This is a genomic window from Christensenella hongkongensis, assembly GCF_000981035.1.
Taxonomy (GTDB): Bacteria; Bacillota; Clostridia; order Christensenellales; family Christensenellaceae; genus Christensenella; species Christensenella hongkongensis.
In genome coordinates this window covers 46,269-67,638 of the sequence record NZ_LAYJ01000078.1, presented here as the reverse complement: position 1 = coordinate 67,638, position 21,370 = coordinate 46,269, and the positions used below count along the sequence as shown (strand labels likewise).

At 47.0% G+C, this 21,370-nt stretch carries 23 protein-coding genes and 1 tRNA gene; 18 read left to right on the top strand and 6 right to left on the bottom strand.

Annotated features, from left to right (window positions below; translation table 11 throughout):
* Positions 1–58 precede the first annotated feature (58 nt).
* From CHK_RS05405 to CHK_RS05395, 3 genes are all read left to right on the top strand, one after another.
* Positions 59–691: a cobalamin B12-binding domain-containing protein gene (locus tag CHK_RS05405; protein ID WP_046443013.1), complete on the top strand. Its 633-nt coding sequence runs from the start codon at positions 59–61 to the stop codon at positions 689–691.
* A gap of 79 nt (positions 692–770) precedes the next feature.
* On the top strand, positions 771–2,141 hold the full coding sequence (locus tag CHK_RS05400; protein WP_052740373.1) for an ASKHA domain-containing protein: 1,371 nt from the start codon (positions 771–773) through the stop codon (positions 2,139–2,141).
* On the top strand, positions 2,142–2,504 hold the full coding sequence (locus CHK_RS05395) for an ACT domain-containing protein (protein ID WP_046443012.1): 363 nt from the start codon (positions 2,142–2,144) through the stop codon (positions 2,502–2,504).
* Here CHK_RS05395 and CHK_RS05390 read toward each other — a convergent pair.
* The 5 genes from CHK_RS05390 to aroF (CHK_RS05370) form a co-directional block, all read right to left on the bottom strand.
* Complete coding sequence (locus tag CHK_RS05390; protein WP_046443011.1) at positions 2,492–2,860, bottom strand: DUF4180 domain-containing protein; 369 nt, start codon at positions 2,858–2,860, stop codon at positions 2,492–2,494. The genes CHK_RS05395 and CHK_RS05390 overlap by 13 nt on opposite strands.
* A gap of 20 nt (positions 2,861–2,880) precedes the next feature.
* Positions 2,881–4,032, bottom strand: a complete 1,152-nt coding sequence (locus tag CHK_RS05385) for an aldo/keto reductase (RefSeq protein ID WP_046443010.1) — start codon at positions 4,030–4,032, stop codon at positions 2,881–2,883.
* Between the two features lie 82 nt (positions 4,033–4,114).
* Positions 4,115–4,190: transfer RNA gene (locus CHK_RS05380), tRNA-Ala, on the bottom strand.
* A 118-nt stretch (positions 4,191–4,308) separates the two neighbouring features.
* Entirely contained in the window at positions 4,309–5,601 is a 1,293-nt protein-coding gene (locus CHK_RS05375; RefSeq protein WP_046443009.1) for a C40 family peptidase, read from the bottom strand.
* 224 nt (positions 5,602–5,825) lie between these two features.
* Positions 5,826–6,839, bottom strand: a complete 1,014-nt coding sequence (aroF, locus tag CHK_RS05370; protein ID WP_046443008.1) for a 3-deoxy-7-phosphoheptulonate synthase — start codon at positions 6,837–6,839, stop codon at positions 5,826–5,828.
* 555 nt (positions 6,840–7,394) lie between these two features.
* Between aroF (CHK_RS05370) and aroF (CHK_RS05365) the strand changes: the two genes are divergently transcribed.
* The 6 genes from aroF (CHK_RS05365) to CHK_RS05340 are packed head-to-tail and all read left to right on the top strand — an operon-like array spanning position 7,395 to position 13,363.
* Positions 7,395–8,399: a 3-deoxy-7-phosphoheptulonate synthase gene (aroF, locus tag CHK_RS05365; protein WP_046443007.1), complete on the top strand. Its 1,005-nt coding sequence runs from the start codon at positions 7,395–7,397 to the stop codon at positions 8,397–8,399.
* An 11-nt stretch (positions 8,400–8,410) separates the two neighbouring features.
* Positions 8,411–9,430, top strand: coding sequence for a 3-dehydroquinate synthase (gene aroB, locus CHK_RS05360; protein ID WP_052740371.1), 1,020 nt, complete (start codon positions 8,411–8,413; stop codon positions 9,428–9,430).
* On the top strand, positions 9,427–10,671 hold the full coding sequence (gene aroA / locus CHK_RS05355) for a 3-phosphoshikimate 1-carboxyvinyltransferase (protein ID WP_046443005.1): 1,245 nt from the start codon (positions 9,427–9,429) through the stop codon (positions 10,669–10,671). Before aroB ends, aroA begins: the two co-directional genes overlap by 4 nt.
* Positions 10,668–11,750, top strand: a complete 1,083-nt coding sequence (aroC, locus tag CHK_RS05350) for a chorismate synthase (protein ID WP_046443004.1) — start codon at positions 10,668–10,670, stop codon at positions 11,748–11,750. The genes aroA and aroC overlap by 4 nt, the downstream gene beginning before the upstream one ends.
* Positions 11,743–12,861, top strand: a complete 1,119-nt coding sequence (gene pheA, locus CHK_RS05345; RefSeq protein WP_046443003.1) for a prephenate dehydratase — start codon at positions 11,743–11,745, stop codon at positions 12,859–12,861. The genes aroC and pheA overlap by 8 nt, the downstream gene beginning before the upstream one ends.
* Positions 12,851–13,363 (top strand): shikimate kinase, encoded by a 513-nt coding sequence (locus tag CHK_RS05340; RefSeq protein WP_046443002.1) that lies wholly within the window; start codon positions 12,851–12,853, stop codon positions 13,361–13,363. The genes pheA and CHK_RS05340 overlap by 11 nt, the downstream gene beginning before the upstream one ends.
* On the opposite strand, the gene aroE is transcribed toward CHK_RS05340, so the two are convergent.
* Entirely contained in the window at positions 13,349–14,164 is an 816-nt protein-coding gene (gene aroE / locus CHK_RS05335; RefSeq protein ID WP_046443001.1) for a shikimate dehydrogenase, read from the bottom strand. The genes CHK_RS05340 and aroE overlap by 15 nt on opposite strands.
* Positions 14,165–14,396: 232 nt before the next feature.
* On the opposite strand from aroE, the gene aroQ reads away from it, so the two are divergent.
* The 9 genes from aroQ to CHK_RS05290 all read left to right on the top strand — a co-directional run bounded on the left by aroQ (position 14,397) and on the right by CHK_RS05290 (position 21,294).
* Positions 14,397–14,840: a type II 3-dehydroquinate dehydratase gene (gene aroQ / locus CHK_RS05330; RefSeq protein ID WP_046443000.1), complete on the top strand. Its 444-nt coding sequence runs from the start codon at positions 14,397–14,399 to the stop codon at positions 14,838–14,840.
* Between the two features lie 190 nt (positions 14,841–15,030).
* Complete coding sequence (locus CHK_RS05325; protein ID WP_046442999.1) at positions 15,031–15,993, top strand: transglutaminase-like domain-containing protein; 963 nt, start codon at positions 15,031–15,033, stop codon at positions 15,991–15,993.
* A 16-nt stretch (positions 15,994–16,009) separates the two neighbouring features.
* Positions 16,010–17,053 carry a type II secretion system F family protein gene (locus CHK_RS05320; RefSeq protein ID WP_046442998.1) on the top strand — a complete coding sequence of 348 codons (1,044 nt, stop codon included), beginning with the start codon at positions 16,010–16,012 and terminating at the stop codon, positions 17,051–17,053.
* Positions 17,054–17,066: 13 nt separating this feature from the next.
* On the top strand, positions 17,067–17,399 hold the full coding sequence (locus tag CHK_RS05315) for a hypothetical protein (protein WP_046442997.1): 333 nt from the start codon (positions 17,067–17,069) through the stop codon (positions 17,397–17,399).
* A 17-nt stretch (positions 17,400–17,416) separates the two neighbouring features.
* Positions 17,417–17,908, top strand: coding sequence for a DUF4860 domain-containing protein (locus tag CHK_RS05310; protein WP_052740368.1), 492 nt, complete (start codon positions 17,417–17,419; stop codon positions 17,906–17,908).
* Positions 17,909–17,919: 11 nt separating this feature from the next.
* The gene (locus CHK_RS15610) at positions 17,920–18,342 is read left to right on the top strand and encodes a hypothetical protein (RefSeq protein WP_160295598.1); all 423 of its coding nucleotides are present in this window, start codon (positions 17,920–17,922) and stop codon (positions 18,340–18,342) included.
* A gap of 148 nt (positions 18,343–18,490) precedes the next feature.
* Positions 18,491–18,961 carry a hypothetical protein gene (locus CHK_RS15605; RefSeq protein ID WP_052740363.1) on the top strand — a complete coding sequence of 157 codons (471 nt, stop codon included), beginning with the start codon at positions 18,491–18,493 and terminating at the stop codon, positions 18,959–18,961.
* A 15-nt stretch (positions 18,962–18,976) separates the two neighbouring features.
* The gene (locus CHK_RS05295) at positions 18,977–20,035 is read left to right on the top strand and encodes a type IV pilus twitching motility protein PilT (protein ID WP_046442996.1); all 1,059 of its coding nucleotides are present in this window, start codon (positions 18,977–18,979) and stop codon (positions 20,033–20,035) included.
* A 47-nt stretch (positions 20,036–20,082) separates the two neighbouring features.
* Positions 20,083–21,294 carry an AfsR/SARP family transcriptional regulator gene (locus CHK_RS05290; RefSeq protein ID WP_160295597.1) on the top strand — a complete coding sequence of 404 codons (1,212 nt, stop codon included), beginning with the start codon at positions 20,083–20,085 and terminating at the stop codon, positions 21,292–21,294.
* Positions 21,295–21,370: the final 76 nt, after the last annotated feature.

Genomic DNA, 21,370 nt, shown 5'->3' with positions numbered 1-21,370 from the left:
AAGTAAACTATATATATGTAAAATTACATATCATTTATATCTTGGGGAGGATTTAAAAATGAGCGTTTATGAAGAACTGAGCACCCTGGTACAGCAGGGACGTGCGAACAATGTAAAGGACATCATTGCCGCGGAGCTCGAAAAAGGAACCAATCCAAAGGATTTACTGCAAGACGGCCTTTTGGTTGGAATGTCCATCATTGGCGAAAAATTTAAAAACAATCAGGTATACGTGCCGGAGGTTTTAATTGCGGCGCGCGCAATGCAGGCCGGAATTGACGGACTGGCAAGCGCGCTTGCTTCTGAAAACATGGAGTCAAAGGGCAAGGTAGTCCTTGGTACGGTAAAAGGAGACCTGCACGACATCGGCAAAAACCTTGTCAGGATTATGCTTGAGAGCAAAGGCCTCGAGGTGATCGATCTTGGCGTGGATGTTTCCGCAGAGAAGTTTGTGCAGACGGCAATCGATGAAAACGCGCAGGTAATTGCTTGTTCGGCACTTTTGACGACCACAATGGCTGTCATGAAGGAAGTAGTCGACGAGGTGAATGCAAAAGGTCTTAAGGGCAAAGTAAAGGTTATGGTGGGCGGAGCTCCCGTAACGGAAGATTTCAAAAACAAGATTGGCGCAGATTATTACACTGCCGATGCTTCCAGCGCAAGCGACGTTGCATTGCAGATTTGCCAGTAAAGTAATAAAATAGAAAAGGCTGTCGCTTCCGGCAGTCTTTTTTGTTAGAATAAGAAGAGAATATTTCAGGAGAATAATTATGTCAAGTGAAAAGGTTTGCAGGGGCGAATGCCTGTTTGGAAAATGCCCGCACGAGCACTGCATCAAATTTTCGCAGCAAAATGTTGAGGCATCTGATCTGCGGGCGGAAATGAACATACTGACGCGCGGTGTAATGCCCGGACTAAAACCCGGGAAAAGCGGTTTTGGAGTTGCTGTGGATATTGGCACCACAACGGTAGTTGTGTACCTGTACGACCCTGCGTCTGCAAAATGCCTGAATATAAAAAGCAGGATCAACGCACAGGCTTCGCTGGGCGTTGATGTGATCTCGCGTATCCAGTTTTGCAGGGATCAGCCCGATGGGCTTAAAAAAATGAATACAGCCATCGTAAAAGAACTCAATGAGCTTGTTACGGACGCGCTGAAAGAAGCAGGTCTTGCGCCGGCAGAAGTTGGGGAATGTGTCATTACCGGAAATACGACGATGCTTCACCTGCTTGCGAATCTCTCGCCGGTATCGATGGGCGTGCTTCCGTTTAAGCCGCTTTCTACATTTGGCAAGGTAATGCCCGGAAAAACGCTGGGACTTGTTTTGGAAGAGGCTGAATGCTATTTAACGCCGTGTATGTCCGCTTTTGTAGGCGGAGATATTACGTCTGCACTTCTTGCAACGGGATTTGCGCAGAGCGGCGAGATATGCCTGCTGATGGATATCGGTACCAACGGGGAAGTGGCGATTGGAAACAGGGATTTTATCCTGAGCACCTCTACTGCAGCTGGGCCGGCATTTGAAGGTGCGCATATCAGCTGCGGTATGGCGGGCGTAAAGGGAGCGATTAATGCCGTGTCGGCCCTGCAGGGAAAACTCAGTATGAGCATAATCGGCGGGGGGAAGCCTTTGGGACTATGCGGCTCAGGGTTGCTTGATGCGGTCGCGCTTATGAGAAGAGCAGGAGTGATCGATGAAACGGGAAGGATCGCGGATGAAACAGGCAGCCGGTTTGTCGAGGAGCGGGACGGTGAATTTGTGATCACCATAACGGATGATATTTTTATCAGCCAAAAGGATATCCGCGAACTGCAAACAGCGAAGGCGGCAATCGCCGCAGGTGTGCTTTCTCTTGTCAGGGAAGCTGATATGGAGATTTCAAATATTTCGCGCGTATATCTTGCAGGCGGCTTTGGAAACTACATGGATCAGCAAAGCGCACAGGAGATCGGGCTTCTTTCCAGTGAGTTCAAAGAGATTATCACAGTTGGAAACGCTGCGGGCGCAGGCGCGATTATGGCGTTATTCGATGCTAAATGCAGGAAAGAGATGGAGCAGTTGCGTGCGGTTGGAAAACATGTAGAGCTGGGGAGTAATCCATACTTTATGGAAAAGTATGTAGATTGTATGTATTTTTAAATGAAAATAAAAGTAATTGATGGCGTTTATGCCGTCTGTAAACTTAAAAAGGTACCGGAATCGGTGGGGGAAGGGTTTTATTCGCTGACCATTACGGATGCAGAGATATCGTTGGTGTGTGCTGAATACGCTGTCCCGCAAGGAGCGTTGGAGCTTGAAACTGGCTTTTCGATGCTTCGGATCGAGGGGCAGTTGGATTTTTCACTGATTGGTATTCTGGCTGATATCAGCGGCGTTCTGGCACAACAAAAAATCAGTATTTTCTGTATTTCTACATACAATACTGATTATGTGTTGGTGCGTAGGGCACAACTCGAAAAAGCAATCATAGCTTTACAAGAAAGCGGTTATCAGTTCGCCTGAAACCACAGGAGAGCAGATTCTTCGTCAGGCAGGAATGAAACCTGCCTGCCTTTGTTGCTTTCATAGATAAAATCAGCGAGACTTTTGCTGTGGTATCCGGAAAAGTCCCCAATGATTGCGACTCTGAACTGATAGTTGACAAATTTTTGCAGTATCTCGCCGGCAAGACCGGTTTTCAATGAAAAGAATGCTTCAGTAAATATCTTTTTAGGCAAGATCAGCTTGCTGCAGCCAGTTTCATATTGGACGGTCATAATCAGGTCGAGCGCGGATTGCGCATTCACAATCTGCGGGCCGTCTTCAGAAATACGAATGACTTCCTGTCCGTCGGCTGTTGTTAATTTTTGTGTATCCATACGATTTCCTTTGTAAATTGTTATTTACCGAACAACTCGTTTGCCCTGGCCATATTCTCAATGATTGGGACAGAGAAGGGGCAACGGCTTTCACAGCTGCCGCAGGCAATACAGTCAGAACCATGGGAGGAAAGCGAATCATAGTGCTGGCGAATGCTTGGCGGTATATTCTGTGTATCCAGCAGCGCGATATCGAGGTATTTGTTTACGGACGCAATCTCAATTTCAGAAGGACAGGGAAGGCAGTGACTACAATAAACACATGCACCGCGCATATTGTTCTTGTAATGACTGATGATTGGCGTATAATCTTTTTCTTCTTCCGTAAGCTCAAGGTAGTGTAAAGCATCTGCGACCTGCCCGGGCGACTGACAGCCTACAAGCGCACTGACAACCGCAGGACGCGTTAAAGCATAATGAAGGCACTGGCCAACCGTCATAGGCTTTTCAAAAGGCGTGTGCTCTGCCGAAAGCAGTTTGCCTGCGCCAAGGGACTTCATAACTGTGATACTTACATCGTTTTGCTCGCAAAGCCGGTACAGCGACGCACGTGTCGGATCGATTCCGGTGTAAACCTGCGATGCAAAGGAATCACCATCCAGCGCGTCAAGCACGTTGCTGGTCGCAGGCGCCATATCAAATGCTGCGTTAATACTGAACATCAACAGGTCGACTACGCCCATTTTGATCAGTTCGCTTGCCGTCACCGGGTTATGGGAGCTTGCGCCAATCGCGCGGATTACGCCTTTTTGTTTTAAATCCTGAGCATACTCCAGGATACCGTTTGAAACAACCCGTTCAAGGTCATTTTTACTATCGATAAAGAAGAGCATTCCAAAATCGATATAATCGGTATCAAGATAGCGCAACAGGTCTTCAAAATACTTTTTGCACGTGGGAAGATCACGGCTGATATCATATTGCTCCCTCAGGTCAACAGAGCCGATATGGCCCTGCAAAAGAACTTTGTCGCGCCGTCCCTTCAACGCTTTACCAATGTTGCGGCGAACCTCTTCACCGGGCATAAACACATCCATAATATTAATACCATGGTCGATTGCGGCGTGAATTGTGCTCTGGACAACAGGGAAGGGCTTGCCATCCAGATGCTCTGCTCCAAGGCCAATAATACTGGCAGACATTCCTGTTTTTCCGATAGGCCGATAAATCATGATTTTCACCTCATTCTTTTCACATATTCGTTTGGCTATAAAAAAACACTGCATTTTCAGCCCTGAAAATGCAGTCCTTTTGTGGTGGAGATAAGGGGATTCGAACCCCTGACCTTCGCATTGCGAACGCGACGCTCTACCAACTGAGCCATATCCCCGCAACAGATGTCGTTTGTTCCGTGCGATATATATTCTATCAAAGTTATAAATAAAATACAAGATAAATATGAAAAAAACCGCTGTGTTTTATACAGCGGTTTTTGAAAGATACTGGATTTAGAAAACGCGCTTTGCTCCAAGGAAGTTTCTCGCGTAATAACCGGATGACATACTGCTTGTACCCACGCCGTTTGTTGAAGGAGCACAGTGGAGCATACTGCCGCCGCCAAGGTAAATCCCGATGTGGCTGACAGAAGAACTGGTGTCTGATTTAAAGTAAACCAGATCGCCCGGCTGCAGGGAATTAACGTCCTTGATTGTTTCCCAACTGGAAACTTTGGAATAACCGGCAGAGCTCAAACGACTCGTCGCAACGCCCGTATTTTTGAGGCAGTAATATACAAACCCGGAACAGTCATATGAGTTTGGTCCGCTGGAACCGTAGGAATAAGGTTTCCCAAGCTGTGTGTTGCCAACTTCAATCATCCTGTCAACATTGGAATTTCCGGATGAAGAACTACTCGACGAAGAAGAGGAACTGCTGCTGGAGCTGCTGTCGCCCGATGAAGGGGAGGAACCTTTTTTCGCGTCGTCGGAATAGAGCACGCCACGCGTGTTTTTGCCAACAACGCCATCTACGGAAAGCCCGTTGGCATCCTGGAAACTTTTTACAGCGCTTGCAGTAATGCTTCCAAAATAACCGGTAGAGGTCGTATCAAAATATCCAAGCTGATTCAAACGGTCCTGCATTGCTTTGATGTCGTCTCCGCTGTCGCCGGGGTACATCGTATAGTACTTTGCTTTGTCAGAATTCAAAAGCTGCAGGCTGGCAGCGTCCATAATGCCTGTAACATTCAAATTGTTTGTCCGCTGGAATTTATTAACAGCTTCCGTCGTAACGGGGCCGTAATATCCTGTGATACTGGAATATTCATAATATTCGAGATCCTTCAGGCGCTGCTGCAGGCTGGAAACGCTGTCGCCCTTATCACCAGGATTCAGGGCATCGCCGGAAACAGAGGTTGAAGGCTGAGCCGCGGAATCATCGGCAGGCGCAGAAGCACCGGAAGAGGCAACCTGGCGGCTGCTGTCAATATCAGCATACGAATCGCCAAGTACTGCCTTTCTTGTCATGGGGCCTGCTTTGCCGTCCACAACAAGTCCGCCGTTTTCCGTCTGGAACTGAACCACGGCATTTTGCGTATCCGTCCCAAAATAACCGGTGGGCTTCACTTTCAGGTAGCCGGCGTCATATAATTTCTGCTGCAGGTCTTCCACCCAGCTTTCCTTTTCCTGGTCACGGTCGCCGATCTGCAATACCTCATAACGCGATACCGCTAACGCCGAAAATGGCATGAAGGCCATAATAACCAAACAAACTGTAACACTTGCAACAATCTTCTTAATCATAATTTCTCCAAATCTTTGCAATTTATTCAAGCGTAATAATTGTAACAATTTCTTAACAATTTAACAATTTCTAATTAAACACTTAAACGGTGAAATAACATTAAAAATTGGATTTACGGAGAAAAACCTCGCAAATACTGAAAATTCCTTTCGATTAATAGTGAATCCGAAATAAAACGCTAAAAATCCAGTTATCCAAAAAGGGATAACCGGATTCAATTAACTCAGCTGATTTCTTTTCCTTCCAGCTCAATATATGTTTTCAGCTTTTGCATCACAGAGTCAAAGCCATCAGGCGTCAGCGATTGCTTGCCGTCAGACAGGGCGTGTGAAGGATCGTTATGTACTTCAATCATGAGTCCGTCAGCTCCGGCGGCTACGGCAGCCTTTGCAAGAGGCTCGACCAGCCAGTCAAGGCCTGCTGCATGACTGGGATCGGCAATCACAGGCAGGTGGGTAAGCCGCTTTAAGACAGGGATGGCGCTTACGTCAAATGTATTTCTTGTAAATGTCTCAAAGGTTCGGATTCCGCGTTCGCAAAGTATAATATTCTCATTTCCGCCCGCCATGATATATTCTGCGCTCATCAAAAATTCTTCGATTGTATTGGCAAGGCCGCGTTTTAAAAGGATTGGCTGCTTCAAATGGCCAAGTTCCTTTAAAAGCCTGAAATTCTGCATGTTGCGCGCGCCAACCTGTATGACATCCACATCCTCGAACAGGGGAATATCGGAAATCCCCATAATTTCAGTTACAATCGGAATTCCATATTTCTTTTTACATTCCAGAAGCAGCTCGATCCCGTTTTCTTCAAGTCCCTGAAACGCATAGGGTGATGTGCGGGGTTTAAATGCGCCGCCACGTAAAAAATTTGCGCCGCTTGCAAGGATATCCTTGCTGACTTCAAGGATTTGTTCTTTGCTCTCTACAGAGCAGGGACCTGCCATAACAGCAAAATGACCTCCGCCGATTTTATTTCCACCGACGTTAATAATCGTATCGTCGGTATGGAATTTGCGGTTCGCTTTTTTATATGGTTCGGAAACCCGGCGTACGTCCTCGACAATGTCTCTGGCCTTTAAACTGTCTATGTCTACGACAGAAGTATCGCCCACAAGGCCGATGATCGTCGTGCTTTCACCCTCGCTCAGATGTGTTTTGAAATTTTGCGCCTGCAGGGAACCGATCAGCTCGCTTACTTTTTCTTTTGGGGTATTTTGTTTCACAATAATAATCATAATTTTTTACCTCGCTATACGGTTTTCATTATATAATAAGTAATAAAATAACGCAAAGACAATATTATGAATCAAATCTTACAAACATTTTACGTAAAAAAGAACCGCGGGCGAACCCGCGATTCTTCTCGAAAATTATGGTACTGGAGGAACATTATATTGAAAAAAATCTTTAACTCTGCTTATAGATTAACATAAGAAAATACACTTGTAAAGTCTTTTTTGTAATATTATTGTAATAAAATTATGAAATTTTTTTTAAGAAAAAATTCTTGCTATATTTCCGGGTATCGAATATAATAAACGCAATAGGAGAACTTTGGTTATGACGTATGTATCGACACGATTTTTTAGCACATTCGGCTTTAACGGTTTTTATCGTTGGGGCTTGTTTGCTTGTTGATTTTGTCGAGTGTGCGCGTATAAACTGAGTTTTATTTGTAAAATATGCTGCAAGCACCGACAAGTGCTTGCAGCTTTTTTATTTCACGCAACCAAAACTGCCTGATATGTGCGGTTAATAACTTTTAGAGTTTATAAGAAAGAGGTAAGATTATGATTGTAGTAATGAAAAACCATGCTTCAGAGGATGAGATTGCCCGGGTGACGGATGCTTTGGTAAAAAAGGGAATGCAGGTTCAGAATAATCAGGGCGTTGACTGTACGGTGCTCGGCGTTCTTGGCGATACTTATATGGTGGACAAAGAACAGGTTGGACTGATGAATGGAGTGGATAAGGTGGTTTCCGTGCAGGAGCCGTATAAGAAGGCAAACCGCAAGTTCCATCCGGAGGATAGCGTTGTGGATGTAAAGGGTGTGAAGATCGGCGGGGGCACACTGACGGTTATGGCAGGCCCGTGTTCGGTAGAGTCAGACGGACAGCTGACGGAAATCGCAGGGAAAATCAAAGAATCCGGAGCTCAAATCCTGCGCGGCGGCGCATTCAAGCCCCGCACATCGCCCTACGCATTTCAGGGGCTGGGCGAGGAAGGACTCGATATCCTCGTATCGGTGAAGAGCAAAATGGATATGCCGATCGTAACGGAAATTATGTCTCCGAAGTATGTGGAGTTGTTTTCGGAAAAAGCGGACATCATTCAAATCGGCGCTCGTAATATGCAGAATTTTGATTTGCTTAAGGAAGTCGGACAGACAAAAAAGCCGATTCTTCTAAAACGCGGGCTTTCCAGTACGATTGAAGAACTGCTTATGAGTGCGGAATACATTATGTCCGGTGGAAACGAAAATGTAATTTTGTGCGAGCGCGGAATACGGACCTTTGAAACCTATACGCGCAATACGCTTGACGTGAGCGCGATCCCGGCGATCAAAAAATTGTCGCATCTTCCGGTGGTGGTCGATCCCAGCCATGCCGCGGGGCTTTCGTACATGGTTGAACCGCTTGCGCTTGCGGCAGTGGCGGCGGGRGCGGACGGCGTGATTATCGAGGTGCATAACGATCCCAAGCACGCCCTGTGCGACGGCGCACAGTCTTTAACTCCAACGGAGTTTGATTCGGTAATGCACAAGCTAAGCGCGCTCAAGGGCGTAATGTCCTGATGGAGGATAACATGAAAAAAGTATTTGTCAGCGCACAGAACGGAGCTTATGATATTCTGATCGGAAAAGGCTTGCTATCAGGGGATTGCCTGAAACAATATACGGACTATGCGATTGTAACGGACGATAAGGTATATCCCATATACCATCAGCATTTTCCGGATGCAAAATGGATTGTCCTGCCGGAAGGGGAGACGGCGAAGAGCATGTCGAATCTGGAAATGATTTATGGTAAGCTGATGGAATATGGAATTGACCGCAAGGGCGCGCTGGCGGCACTCGGTGGAGGCGTGGTGGGAGATATTACGGGCTTTGCCGCGGCTACCTTTAAGCGCGGCGTCGCTTTTGTCCAGTTTCCGACAACCCTGCTTGCACAGGTAGACAGTTCCGTAGGAGGCAAGGTAGCTGTAAACCTGCCTGCCGGGAAAAATATGGTGGGCGCTTTCTACCAGCCTGATGTTGTCCTTGCCGATACGGGCACGCTTGAAACGCTTGATCAGCGTCAGTTTGCTGCGGGGATGGCAGAAGTGATCAAATATGCGTATATTTTTGATCATGACCTGCATCAAAGGCTTAAGCGGGGAGATATGCCGATTGAAGAAATCATTGCCCGCTGCTGTGAAATCAAAGCTGATTATGTAGCGCGTGATCCTTATGATACCGGAGCGCGGATGCAGCTTAATTACGGTCATACCATCGGCCACGCGATAGAGACGGTTGCAGGATATGGAACGTTTTTGCATGGTGAAGCTGTCGCAATCGGAATGGAGGTTGCCGCGCAACTTGGGGAAGTACTTGGAATATCGCCGTCAGGATTGGCAGAAGATACGAGGCAGTTGCTGGAACAGTACGGCCTTCCGTTCTGTGTGGACAATAAGCTCCTGATGGAAGCGCTTGGGATTCTGCTGGCCGATAAAAAGGCGGAAGGAAGAAAAATTGCGTTTATATTGATTGACCGCATCGGTCATGCTGTTATAAAATCATTAGAAGTAGAGGTAATACAAAAAAAGATAAAGGAATTGTATTTATGAAAATTATTTCACCATCAGCCATAGACGGCAGCATTCGGATCATACCCTCGAAGAGTATGTCTCACCGGGCGCTGATTTGTGCCGCGCTTGCAAAGGGCACTTCGATTCTGGAAAATATTGCGTTTTCGGAGGATGTTGCAGCAACAGCAAATGCGCTGCGGGATATGGGACTGTGCCGTTATGACTTTGACGATGGAGTATGCACTGTATATGGAGGCCTGCACGAGGAAAGCAAAGAAGTGATCGACTGCGGAGAATCCGGTTCCACGCTCCGATTCCTGATTCCGCTTGCCCTCGATGGAAAAAAAAGGACGTTTATCGGTCAGGGACGTTTGTTTCAGCGGCCAATGGGCGGATATGATAAAATGTTTATCCGCAATCAGGTCAGTATAAAGCTTGCAAAAGATTCCCTCACGTTGCAGGGAGAACTGCAAAGCGGGGAGTACGCTTTGCCGGGGAACATATCTTCCCAATTTATAAGCGGGTTATTATATGCTCTTCCGCTCCTCATGGATGATTCAGGTATTCACCTGACGACGGAAATTGAATCGAAGCCTTATATCGAGCTGACGCGCGAAGTGCAGGAGCTGTTTGGCGTACACAGCGCGTGGCGTGGGAATATTATCGATGTTTTCGGACGGCAGGGATATTCGCCGCGCATTATGGAAATTGAAGGGGATTATTCACACGCCGCCTTTTTTGCCGCTGCCGCGGCGTTATCGGGAGAGGTGGAGCTGAAAGGGCTTCGTCAGGATTCAAGACAGGGTGATAAAGAGATACTTGGCGTGCTGAAATGTATGGGCGCGGAGGTTGAATATGGCGAAGATTCTATTGTGGTGAAAAAAGCGGAATTGAAACCGATTGAAGTGGATGTTGGGCAAATTCCGGACCTTGTTCCGGTTTTGGCGGTTTTGGGCTGCGCCGTTAAGGGAAAGATGAGGATTTATAATGCAGGGAGGCTGCGGCTGAAGGAAAGCGACAGGCTCAACGCCATGGCAAGCGAGCTTGAGAAGCTGGGCGCTGACATCATAGAATATGAGGACAGCCTTGTGATCAACGGGAAAGGGATGCTGCACGGAGGCGAAGTGGACAGCCACGGTGATCACAGGATTGCAATGGCTCTTGCGGTGGCCTCCTGTATCGCGCGCGAGGATATCATTATCCATAACCATGGAGTGGTTGCAAAATCCGCGCCGCTGTTTTATGAGGAATTTTCCAGCTTGGGAGGAACGGTAAATTGAGCGCTACCTTTGGTAAAAATTTGAAGATGACGATTTTCGGTGAATCGCATTCCGCGGGAATTGGAGTGGTGATCGACGGTATTCCGGCGGGAATGCAGATCGATGAACAAGGAATTGAAAGCGCAATGAAACGGCGTGCGCCAAATGCGTCTGCCGCGTCTACCAAGCGCAGGGAGCCGGACAAGGCAGAATTTTTGAGCGGCTATTTTAACGGCAGGGCGACAGGAACGCCGCTTTGCGCTTTAATCCGTAATCAGGATACGCGTTCGCAGGATTATGAACGGACAGCGCAGTTATTGAGGCCGGGCCATGCGGATTATACCGGCATCATAAAATACCGCAGTGCGAACGACTACCGCGGCGGCGGCCACTTTTCCGGCCGGCTGACGGCGCCGCTTGTCTTTGCGGGCAGTATTGCGCGGCAGCTGCTCGATCAGCAGGGGATCGAGATTGGCGCGCACATCAGCAGTATTGCCGGTATTGATGACAGCGTATGCAGTGAATATGACAAAGAAGCGCTTCTGCAGGCAGAGCAAAAGGGACTTGCCGTTATTAATGGCGAAGCCATGAGGAAAATGCAGGTACGCATCGCGCAGGCGCAAAAGGAAGGCGATTCTGTGGGAGGCGTGATTGAATGCGCCATATACGGTCTCCCGGCAGGGCTTGGAGAGCCGTTCTTTGACAGTGTGGAAAGCAGGCTCGCACACATGATGTTTTCAATTCCTGCGGTCAAGGGGATTGAGTTTGGGGCAGGGTTTTCGATCACAGAGATGAAGGGCAGCGAAGCCAACGATTCGCCGGTGATCGAGAATGGGAAGATAACCTTTGAAAAGAATAACAACGGCGGGATCAACGGCGGGATCACGAATGGGATGCCTGTGGTTTTTCGTGTTGCAATCAAGCCAACTGCTTCAATTTTCAAAGAACAACGAACTGTAAATATCAAAACGATGCAAGAGGAAACGCTGCAAATTCACGGAAGGCATGACTCCTGTATTGTGCCCCGCGCGGTTGAGGTTGTGAAAAGTGCGGCAGCGTTCGTAATGGCGGATTTATGGCTGGAGGAGCATCATGGCTGAATTGGATGATCTGCGCAGGCAGATAGACGAAGTGGATGAGGAAATCGTAAGGGCGTTTGAAAAACGCATCAAAATTGCAGAAGAGGTTGCACGCTGTAAAATTGAAAAGGGGCTTCCGGTGCTCGACAGGTCCAGGGAGGCGGCTTTGCTGAAAAGCAGGGAGCAAATGCTAAGCGACCGGCAGCTAAAGCGCGACATTGACCGTGTGTACGAGCTCTTGATGAGTATCAGCAGGGCTCACCAACAGAAACTGATGAAAGCGGAAAAAAAGCCAGCGGGTGCGGCGCAGGCCGTCAAGGTTGCTTATGCGGGCGTTCAGGGGGCATACGCCGATATGGCGCGTTACGAATACTTCGGTGAAAGCAGCAAAGGGGCATTGAGCTTTGACACATTTGAAGGGGTTTTTGACGCGGTACAGACGGGTGACGCTCAGTATGGTATAGTCCCCATTGAAAATTCCTATGCGGGAAGCGTAGAGGAGGTTTATGACCTCTTAAACCAGTACGATGTTTATATTGTTGGAGAACAGCTGATCCATATCGAGCATGAGCTGCTCGGGATACCGGGAGCAGATATTGGGCAGATTGAGGAAGTGTATTCGCACGACCAGGGACTTTTGCAATGCGCCGGTTTTTTAGACGGCTATCCGCAATGGAAGCAAATTCCCTATTATAATACTGCAATCAGCGCAAAATTTGTCGCGGAGAGCGGCGATGTGCGAAAAGCTGCGATTGCAAGCGAATATGCCGCGGAAGTTTATGGGTTGGAGATTTTAAGGCGGGCGATCAACTCAAGCGGAGAAAACACCACCAGGTTTATTGTGATTTCAGATGAATATGCAAAAAACAACAAGGCGAATAAAGCGAGCCTGAGCTTTGTGCTCGAACATAAACCCGGCGCGCTTGCCCATGTGCTGGACGTATTTGCAAAGCAGTCGCTCAACATGGTCAAAATAGAATCGCGGCCGTTGCGGCATAGAAATTTTGAATATCGGTTTTATGTTGACTTTGCCGGGGAAGGACTTGCGGACCTTATTGAACCGGCGGTGCAGGAAATTAAGGCCTATTGCTCACAGATGAAGCTTCTGGGCATCTACGAAAATGGATATTGAGATGGAGAAAATTTACCTGACGGGAATGATGGGCTGTGGGAAATCCGCGATTGGCCGGAAGCTTGCATCAAAATTGGAAAGAAAATTTGTTGATCTGGATGCGCTGATTGAGCAGCGTGAGGGAAAACGGATTACTGATATTTTTGAAGAAGGCGGCGAAGCACTTTTCCGTAGGATCGAAACGGAGGTATTGACCGAAGTTTCGAGGCGGAAGGAAGCTCTGGTTGTTTCGTGCGGAGGCGGGATTGTCCTGAAGGACGAGAACGTGGACATTATGAGAAGAACGGGGCGAGTTGTCCTGATCCGGCGCAGCGTGGAAAATATTATTGGGACTTTGGATACGAAAAAACGTCCGCTGCTGAAAAATGATGCAGAGAACGTTGAGAAGATATATGGGCAGCGCAAAGAACGCTATGAAGTGACAAGCCATGTGCAGATCAGCAACAATGCAGGCATGGAAGAAGCTGTGGAAAAAATCATAAGAGCGCTAGAGACGATTTAGTACGGTCTGGTAATCTTTTTCTGTCGGCAGGATACCGAACCATTTTTCAAACGCAAAGAACGCCTGCCAAATGAGCATTCCAAGGCCGTTCATTGTTTTAAGCCCGCGTGCGTCCGCATGGGACAGAAGTTCCGTAAGCGGGGGAGAATAAATAAGGTCGCATACGCAGGCATTCTCCGGAAGCAGGCTGATAAAATTGAAATTGGGAAAATTTTCTGTTGTGCCGGACATTCCAAGCGGCGTGGTGTTAATCAGCAAAGTGCAGCGGTCCATATAATGTTCGATATTAGAAAAGGAATCAAAGCCGGCGTGACACTCCATCGCTATTTTTTTTGCCTTTTCGATTGTCCGGTTTAGAAGAACGATGCTTTCAGCTCCTTTTTTCACCGCATCATCACACAATAGCTTCGTAACCGCACCCGCGCCGATCATGACGATATCCGCGCCCTTGTAATCTGCGCCGATTTGCTGCAGCGAAGCGTGAAAACCCTGCGCGTCTGTTGAATAACCATATAGCTTGTCATCTTTTACGACAACGGTATTTACCCCGTCCGTCGCCTCGGGAGAAAGAAAGGACAGATGCGGAATAATTTCCTGTTTAAGCGGCATTGTGATATTAAAGCCATTGATATTTTCCTGCGAAAGGGATTGCAGGAATGAAGAAAGTGTCGTGGGTGTGACCTGGCGTTTGTCATATAAACAATCCAGGCCATAAATTTCATAAAGGGTATTATGAATCGCCGGGGACAGGCTGTGGCTGATAGGCGATCCGATGACGCAATATTTTTTCCGCGTAACCATATGTAAAACTCCTTTTGTCTATGATACAATAATGCCGTAAGGATTCCAGAACTTAGTATATCATATCTTACAGCATGGTAACAAATCACGGTGTGCGTATAAAAATGTATGCTGTATAAGGGAAGTTGATATGGGGACGGGAGAGCGCCCTTGGGGGGATGGCGGTTTCGTGCAAATGCTTTTTCGTAACGCTTTGAGAAACTGCAATTAAGAATATAATGGAGAAACTGATATGAAAAAAATACTGGTAATGAACGGCCCGAACCTGAATATGCTGGGAATCAGGGAAAAGGGCGTATATGGGACAAAAACGCTGGGAGATATCAATGCTTTTATTACAGAGAAGGCAAAAGACTGGGATGTAGAGTTGGAATTTTACCAATCCAACCACGAAGGAGCAATGATAGACAAGCTGCACGAAGCATTTGGGAAAAAAGACGGAATTATCCTGAACGCGGGAGCGTATACGCATTACAGCTACGCGTTGCGCGACGCAATTTCTTCGATCAGTATTCCATGTGTGGAGGTACATCTGTCTGATATTCATGCGCGGGAGGAATTCAGGCATGTTTCTGTGATCAAAGAAGTCTGCATCGCGCAGATTTGCGGCCGTGGCGAGCAGGGATATGTTGATGCGCTCGCGTTGTTGATGGAGGATAAATTTGAGGATCAATAGAGTGAAAAGTGTTTGGAGGAAACAAATCCGGTTTTGCTTGCGCAAGCCGGTTTTTTTGTCGTTAAACCTGACTGGTCGGGTTTAATGAATCCGCGCTATGAAAGGAAATTTATTTGAATACATAGCTTTACAAGTATGATTAAGAAGGATATACTAGGATGATATACATAATAAGAGGCAGAAACGATACATGAGAGAAGGCAGGTCTCCAATCAGAATAACGGCATTGACGATTTGTTTCGTTCTGTTTTTTTGTGTTTTTTTAAACGGATGTGGAAACGGCAGCACTTCGGATACGCAAGTTAATAGCGTAAGCAGTGCGGGAAGGTCGGAGCCGGCGGTTTTGGTGCCTGAATCCCCGGGAACATCTGTAATTGGAAACGAAATGGCGACAATCGATATTTCAAATGTTTCTGAAGGTTATGTCCATGTGCAATACCTGGGCGATATCAGCAAGGTGAAATTGCAGATATCACATGACGGAGGAGATCCGTACACCTATAATCTGGAACAGGGGGTAAAGGATGTTTTCCCGCTGAACCAGGGTGACGGTACTTATAAGTTGACTGTTTACGAGCACAAAGAGGGCGGAGGAGACGATGAATACAGCCAGGCGTTCAGCGGTCAGGTGGAAGTGACGCTGCGCGATGAATTCTTGCCGTTTTTGTATCCGAACCAATATATAGAGTTCACGCCGGAAAGCGCTGCGGTAAAGATGGGCGCTGAATTGGCTGCAACTGCAAATGATGATCTTGAGGCAGTAGCAAATATTTACAACTATGTGATCCAGAATATTACCTATGATTATGACAAAGCAAAGCAGATCGAGGACGGAACCATTTCAAGCGGATATCTTCCCAATGTGGATGAAACGCTTCAGGAAAAAACGGGAATATGCTTTGATTATGCTGCGCTGATGACTGCCATGCTCCGTACGCAGGGAATCCCGACACGGCTTGTGATCGGCTATGCAGGGGAGCTTTATCATGCGTGGATCAGCGTTTATATCAAGGACGTGGGATGGATTGACAATATCATCTATTTTGACGGAAAAGAATGGTCGCGGATGGATCCTACGCTTGCGGCCGCGGGCGACAGCGCCAAGGAATTTGTAGGGGATGGCAGCAACTATCACGATCTTTACATTTATTGATCTGGGGGAAAATAGAATGGCAAAAAAACAGAAAAGGCTTTCAGACAGTGAAATCGCCGGATTTTGCGAGCAGCTTGCATACATTATAAAGGCGGGAATATCTTTGCAGGAAGGCCTTATGCTGATGAGCGAGGACGCAAAAAATGATGCGGAAGCAAAAATAACGCAAGGCCTGCTGGAGTCTGTGGAAAGTGGCAGCTCGCTTGCGTATGCGCTGGGGCTTTCAGAAGAATTTCCAAAATATATGGTTAATATGGTGGAGATTGGTGAAAACTCGGGCCGCCTTGAAGAGGTGCTTGAATCCCTCTGCACCTACTATGAGAGGAACGAAGCGGTTTCAAGAAACATCAGGAGTTCGGTCACATATCCGGTTGTCATGATTGCGATTATGGTTGCTGTAATCCTTGTCATTATTATTGAAGTGCTTCCTGTATTCCAGGAGGTATTCCTGCAGTTGGGGAGCGAGGTATCTCCCTTTGTGCAGGGGATCATGAATTTTGGAGCAGGGGTGCAGGAATATGCCTGGCTTATTATAGGGATTATTGCGGCGATCATTATTATTGCCCTGATCCTGCGGAATACAGCTGCGGGCAGGCGCGGCCTTTCTGCCATTTCCGAGCGCCTCTTCAGGAGAATGTCCGCAACAATTTCTTCCGGCAGGTTTGCCTCCGCAATGGCGCTGATGCTCAGCAGTGGTATGGATGTGGACGAATCGCTTACAATGGCCGCAGAACTTATGGAAAGTGATACAGCGCGTAAAAAGATACAGCAGATCAAAGAAAAAATGAATAACGGGATCGGCTTTGCGGAGGCGATTGTTGAGACCGGAATGTTTGGCGGCCTTTATGGAAAGATGATCACCGTGGGATTTAAAACAGGAACTCTTGATGGCGTGATGAAGAAAGTTGCACAGCACTATGAGGAAGAAATCGACAGGAAACTTTCCGGCATCATAGCGGCGCTTGAACCTACGCTGGTAGCAATCCTTTCTGTGATTGTGGGAATGATCCTGCTTTCCGTTATGCTGCCGCTTATGGGCGTTATGTCTGCAATCGGCTAAGGAGTAACGTTTTATGAACAAAGCGTTTGTGAAAAAAAAGAAACAGTTGCCCCATGTTGTCAAAGTTCTGATACCAGTTGCTTTTTTTATAGCGATTGTGCTTTTTGTAGTACTTGGCGTACAGAATGTATCGGCATCGGCACAGTCCGAGAGACTGAAAACGATGGAACAGGCTGTAAGGCGCGCAGCCGTACAGTGTTACGCGATTGAAGGCAGGTATCCAAGGGATATTGCTTATTTGGCTGATAATTACGGACTGATTCTGGACAAGGAAAAATATGTATATCACTACCAGGTGTTTGGTACAAACCTGATGCCTGATATTTCTGTCTTTGAAGCAAAATAAATTGCCTGGAGAAATGTATGGAACAAAAGAAACAGCATATCGTTGATATCGTATTTGTATTATGCTTGTTTTGTGTATTTGCTATATTGTCGCTTTTTATCGTGGTTATGGGCGCCAGCGTTTACAAAGGCATATCAAAGGATATGACTGCGAATTATAACGCCAGGAGCTCGCTTACCTACCTGACGGAAAAGATACGGCAAAATGACTCGGCAAGCAGCGTGGAAATTGGCACGCTGAGTGGGGAGACTGCTCTTATATTGACAGAGAATGCGCAGGGCAGGGAATATGAGACGTGGATTTATGTCGCGGATGGAGCGCTTTATGAAGTTGCGGTCACAGCGGGGACGCAGGTCTCCCTGGGAGACGGGCAGATGATCACTGAGCTTGCGGAGTTTGAGCTGGAGCGTCTGGATGATCGTTTATTGAAAATCAGGGCGATTGATTTGGATGGTAATACGTTTGAGACGATGCTGCACACCAAGAGCGCTGTAATAGGGATGAAATAAACATGGGTAATATGCGGACATCGAAAACAAAGCTGTTTTTACTGGAAATGGTCATCATTTTACTGTTCTTTGCATTTGCAGGCGCCGTTTGCATGAATTTATTTGTGAAGGCAAAGCTTTTGAGCCAGCAAAGCACTGATTTAACCCAGGCTACACTGCAGGCACAGGCTGCCGCGGAAACAATCAAGAGCACCGGGAAGGATGCGGACGAGCTTTTTGCTATGATCGGAGCCATACCATCACAGGATGGGCTTTGTGTTTACTACGATCAGGAATGGAATGAAGTTTCGGTTGAGCAGGATGCGACGTATGAAATGAAGATTGTATTTCTTGAGGAAAACAGGGAGTTAACTTCAAATATTACCGTTGAAAAGGAGGACGACATAATCTACAGCCTTACAACGACGCAATTTGACGGGGGTTTCAACAAGTAATTAAATGTGCCGCATAGCGCAGATAGAATCATGTAAGTTGTACGGGGGGGATTTGCCGGAAAGGGCAGGAGGATCGCCTGTTGGTTAGCAGTCCTGACAAATGCTGCTTGCGTAATATTTGAAAAACTGCAATAAAGGGAAACTGATTATGGATAAAAAGCAGGGCCAAAATACATTAAATACTGGAATTGGAGTCGGAGGGACCTCTATATTGGCAATTTTTGTGGTGTTGTGCCTGGTGACGCTTGCATCCCTTTCCCTTGTTTCCGCACAGGCCGATTATGGCCTCGCAAAGAAAACGGCTGAAGCAGCGCAGGAATATTACGCTGCAGACGCACAGGCGGAGCGGCAGCTTGCTGTATTGACGTCGGCGGTTGAAGCGGGCGGAGATATTGACGCAGTTGCTGGAAACGGTATTGAAATAAAAGAGATCAAAGACAAAAGCGCAATTTTGAGTTATACTATACAGATAAATCAACACAAGAATTTATACGTGGAAATTGAGCTCGGTTTGGACGCAGTAGGGAAGCTGAATGGTGAATGGGCGCGTCGTTGCTGGGAAACGCAACTCGTGGAAAGCGACGATGATGGAACGGAAACACTCAATTTACTACAGTAAATGGAGGGCTTCAGGATGGATGCAGAAGAAATTTTAAGAATCGCGGCAGAAAGGCAGGCTTCCGATATTTTTATTGTGGCAGGCTTACCGTTGTCGTTGAAAATCAGCAATCAGATACACAGGCACGGCGATGAAAAGCTGATGCCGGAGGATACAGAACGTATCATCCGTGAAATCTATCAGCTTGGCCAGCGCAATCAGGAAAAGATGCTGACAGAAGGTGACGACGATTTTTCGTTTTCCATGACAGGGATTTCGCGTTACCGCGTCAGCGTATACCGCCAGCGCAGTTCAATCGCTGCTGTGGTACGTGTGATCGCATTTAGCCTGCCGGACGCCAGACAGCTTGGGATACCGGATACGGTTCTGGATCTTGGAAGAAAGCCAAAAGGACTTGTGCTTGTGACAGGGCCGGCCGGAAGCGGGAAATCAACAACGCTGGCGTGCATTATTGACGTGATTAATGAAAACCGCAATAGCCATGTTGTGACTCTGGAGGATCCGATTGAATACCTGCATCGCCACAAAAAGAGTATCATAAGCCAAAGAGAGATTTCCACGGATACAAAAAGCTATTCGGTGGCATTGCGCGCCGCGCTAAGGCAGGCGCCGGATGTCATCCTTCTTGGGGAGATGCGCGACTATGAGACAATCAGTATCGCAATGACTGCGGCAGAGACAGGGCATCTTGTAATATCGACACTTCATACGATGGGAGCCGTAAATACGATTGACAGGATCATTGACGCGTTCCCGCCGAACCAGCAGGGGCAGATTCGCGTACAGCTTTCGATGGTGCTGCAGGCTGTTGTGTCCCAGCAACTTGTGACAAATGTAGAAGGAAACGTTAGTCCGGTTTTCGAAATTATGCTTTGTAATGCGGCAATCAGGAATATGATCCGCGAATCGAAAACACATCAGATCGATACGGCTATTTTTTCATCAGCGGCCGAAGGAATGGTGGGCATGGATACAAGCCTGCAAAAAATGTATGAAAAGGGAATGATTACCGAAGAGGAAGCTCTGATGCACAGTGTTTCACCTGATTTGTTGCGCAGGAAGTTGCATAGGTAAAGGAAAGGACAAACGCATCATTGGAAGGAAAAACGTTATATATTGAAATGTTCGGCGGATTTCAGGTGTTTTTGGATGCCGAGCCAATTATTACAAAGGAAAGCAGAAACAGCAAGGTATTGCAGCTTATGCAGTACTTGGTGTGTAATCATGGGCGCATGGTTTCGCAGGACGAGCTGATTGGCGTTATAATTGGCAACGAAGAATGTGAGAACCCTGTAGGAACCCTTAAAAATCTCGTATACAGATTGCGTAAGCTATTGGAATCTTCCGGAGTATCCGGAGAACTCATCCAGTATAAAAAAGGAGCGTACGGATTTTGCAATACCATATCCTGCATAATTGACGAAGAGGAGTTTACGGCGCTTGTTAAACGGATACGTTCCGGAGAAGGCACAGAGGAAGAGACGTTTGAACTTTGCCTGAACGCTGTAGACTTATATAAAGGCGCCTTTTTGCCAAAGACATCAGGTGAACCCTGGGTGATGGGGCATTCCGTACAATTTCAGGAAATGTACAGCGAGTGTTTCCGGACGGCGTATGAAATTGCCGAAAAAACAGGAAAGCAGGATAATCTCGTTTCGCGGTTGCAAAAGGCGGCGTCTTTGTATCCGTATGAAGAAGATTTATCGCTGATGTATATCTATTGCCTTTACGAAACCAAACGTGTTAAAGAAGCAATGGAGGTTTACGAATCAACGATTACAATGCTTTTTAACGATCTTGGAATAGGACCGTCTGAGCGGATGCAAAAACTTTATCAGAAAATGACAGGGGGAATGCAGGAGGTAGCGATTTCGGTTGCGGATGTACGCAGCAAAATAGGAGAGAACGAATATGAGAAGGGTGCATATTTTTGCAATTTAGAGGTCTTTTCAAATATTTACCGGTTTGTTGTGCGTCACATGGAACGCAGCGGGCAATCGGTGTTTTTGATGCTGTGCACCATTACTGAACTGGATGGGGCGCCGCCGGAAAGCGGCGATAGAACGCAAAAGATCATAGAACATTTCCATGATTCTGTGAAAGCGTCGCTCAGAAGAGGGGATGCGTATACAAGGTACAGCCCTTCCCAGTTCCTTTTGATGTTGATGGAAATAAAACTGGAAAATTGTGACGTTGTTTCTGAACGGCTGCGGCGTAATTTTTATAAGCATCCGAAAATGAACCAGATGCGGCTTGCATGCAAAAGCATTTCGGCAGCTGATATGGATTTTATGATGAGCAATCATATTCCTGGAGAGGAACTCAAATGGTAGCAGGATATTGTATGCGATAAGGCATGGCCGGCAGAAAAATAGAAATGCAGTCGGGTAACATAAAACCCCCGGTACT